The organism is Mesorhizobium sp. M0207 (assembly GCF_040321995.1).
Taxonomy (GTDB): domain Bacteria; phylum Pseudomonadota; class Alphaproteobacteria; order Rhizobiales; family Rhizobiaceae; genus Mesorhizobium.
The window spans coordinates 1-2,652 of sequence record NZ_JAMYSQ010000067.1; the positions used below are offsets into that span (position 1 = coordinate 1).

Here is a 2,652-nt window from a genome sequence, read left to right on the forward strand (position 1 = left end):
CTACAATCCTGTTTCATAACACCCATCTGTCTATGTCGTTGAAGTGAATAGGTTTTGCTGATCTGGATGCGATCCCGTGGGGTATTTTGGGTTTTGCCGCGCGCGATGAACGATGCGCTGTGCCGCAGGTTCGCCAAGCGTTGATCGGCTGAAGACCCATGGACCATCCGGCAGAGGATGAACGCCTTCGATCTCGCCCGCCTCGGCGGCGAGCCTGAGGGTCTTCGGTGCAACGCCGAGAAGGCGCGCCGCCTTGTTCAGGTTAAGCCATGGCTCTTTGCCGTCCGCCGCTGGCCGGAAGACAGGGATCTTATGATGCGACCTGTGCGCGGTGACCCGTTCGCGTGTCCATCGATTGCCGTGACCGGTCACCAGTCCATTGCGGTTGAGGATGCCAGCAATCAGATCATCATTGGCGATGAGCACCAGTTGGCGGACGGCCGCGATGATATCGCCGGACGTGCTGTTGCGCTGTCCACGGCGCCGCTTCGGCAGGCGCAGTTCAGTATGGACGCCGCCAACCCAATGGATCAGAAGAACGATCTCTGACGCTTCGTCATCGATATCGGCGACCACCTCCCGGATGACGGTGCGAACGATGCGCTTCTTGAGCCTTGCATCCGTCGTCGGCGCCGCCCATACAGCCTTGAGATCGGCGGCGAGCGCGGTGACGTGTATTGGCGACAGAAGTGATGGCTCCGATGTCGAGGCATCATGCGCGGCAATCCTGCTCTCGATCTCGCCGACACGCGTAAGCGCCCGGTTCCATCGCAACTCCAGTTCCGCCGCGACCAGCCGGTTCTGCGGATCGATGGCGTCGTATTGCCGGAACGCCCGATCGGCGTTGTAGCGTGCCGCCTCGCGATCGCGCATCAGAGCATCGCGGACCTGATCGCGGCGACTGGCCGCTTGCGCTTCGGCCTCGACGGCCGCGGCTATCGCTGCCGGCTCGACAACCCGCAGAAGAGCTTCCTCGATGGCGTCGTCGACGCGTAGTCCACCGAAGGCGATGCAACGCGGCTCGCCATTGTCAAGCAGACCACGCCAGCAGGAATAGCGCGGAATGTTGTGCTTGGTTCCCGTGTAGCGGACCGTCAGCTTGCGGCCGCAGCGCCGGCAGCGGACAAGGCCGGCGAGCAGAGCGTCGCCATGCTTGGGCGCCCCGTGATGCCGGCTCGTGGGCACGTTGTCGCTCACCATCTTGCGGATCGCTTCCGCCCTTTCCCAGCTGACGTAGCCTTCGTGTGCACCCGGGATCAGCGCCAGCCATTCATCACGCGCCTTACGGCGGCTGCGCGAACGAATGGCTGTTGCATCATATCCCGACGCAGCACGAGTCTTACCATAGGCATAGGCGCCGCCGTAGATCGGGTTCTCGATCATTCGGTGGATGGTCGCATAGCTTGGCCTGCGCCAGACCACATCGCCATTGTTGCGCTTGGCAGGCAAATCCAGCCCATGTTCGAGGAACCAGAGCAGGGCCTGGCGGGCACTGCCGAGTTCCGCCACCTTGTCAAACACAAGGGTGATGGCCTCCTGCATGCGACGGTCGGGATCCTTCTCCAGCCGGTCGCCGACCTTCACGAAGCCGACCGGGGAAGCGACGACGAGTTCACCGCGCCGGGCCTTCTCATAGCGGGCCGACAAGGAGCGCTGACGCAGAAGATCGAGCTCATACTCGTTGAGACTGCCCTTCAATCCCAGCAGCAGCCGGTCATTGCCCTGGCGCGGTGCGTAGACCGTCTCCTGGTCGATCAGCACGGTATCGACGACGCGGCACATCTCGATGAGCTGCTGCCAGTCGCGGCTGTTGCGGGCGAAGCGCGATACCTCCCGCGCCGCAACCGCCCCAACCTTGCCGAGACAGACTGCTGCGACCATCCGATCGAAGCCCGCTCGCGCGACACCGCCAGCAGCAGAGCGGCCGAGATCGTCATCGACCGTCTCGATGCAAGACCAGCCGAGCGCGACCAGGCGATCGCGCATCGCATACTGCAGGGCGCTGCTCTCACGATTGTGCAGAACCTGATGGGCCGAGGACTGCCGCACATAAAGGATCGCCTTTCGCTCCAGATGGTGGGGCCGGATCTTCTCATGCATCATGGCGTGCCTCCTCCCGTGGAACGGCGCGCTCGCCGTCGACGTGGTCGAGGATCAGGCGCACCATCAGCTTTGTCAGCGTCAGGCGCGTCTCTTCCGGCAGCGCCTGCCATGGTGGCATCTGCGCGGTCTCCGCATCGTGCGGGTTGGAGAACAGATCGAACTGATATGTCGTGGGCTGGCGCGGCATGGACCTCTCCCCGATTCGCGTCGTGAGGATCCGATGCTGCGCCCGAAACCTCCAATTGCGATGGGGTGTGGGAATTGGCCGTCGCGTCCTGCAGCAGTGTCACCAAGACGCCAAGCGTTCTGGGATCGACATGTGGGGCAGCGGCAATGCGCCACGCGGTGCAGACCGCGCGATCAAACATCCAGGCCGGAACCTCCAGCCACCGATCGGAGGCGTGGCCAGAGAGACTGCAGCGGAAAACCTCCCGGTCAGCCTTCTCGATCACCTCATGAACGTGAACACAACGCCCGGCCCAGGGATGCCATGGATAAAGAAACTTGCGTTCCTCGGTCCCGTGGGCGTTCTCTCGTCGTGTTGTACAA

At 63.0% G+C, this 2,652-nt stretch carries 2 protein-coding genes; both read right to left on the reverse strand.

Annotated elements, in window-relative coordinates; genetic code table 11:
• Positions 1 to 30: 30 nt before the first annotated feature.
• The gene (locus tag NKJ15_RS32840) at positions 31 to 2,103 is read right to left on the reverse strand and encodes a recombinase family protein (RefSeq protein ID WP_352778912.1); all 2,073 of its coding nucleotides are present in this window, start codon (positions 2,101 to 2,103) and stop codon (positions 31 to 33) included.
• Complete coding sequence (locus tag NKJ15_RS32845; protein ID WP_023722661.1) at positions 2,093 to 2,290, reverse strand: hypothetical protein; 198 nt, start codon at positions 2,288 to 2,290, stop codon at positions 2,093 to 2,095. The genes NKJ15_RS32840 and NKJ15_RS32845 overlap by 11 nt, the downstream gene beginning before the upstream one ends.
• Positions 2,291 to 2,652 lie beyond the last annotated feature (362 nt).

Bases quoted from the DNA above. Each gene is read 5' to 3' on its own strand.
- NKJ15_RS32840 (WP_352778912.1), bottom strand. From the start codon at position 2,103: ATGATGCATGAGAAGATCCGGCCCCACCATCTGGAGCGAAAGGCGATC.
- NKJ15_RS32845 (WP_023722661.1), bottom strand. From the start codon at position 2,290: ATGCCGCGCCAGCCCACGACATATCAGTTCGATCTGTTCTCCAACCCG.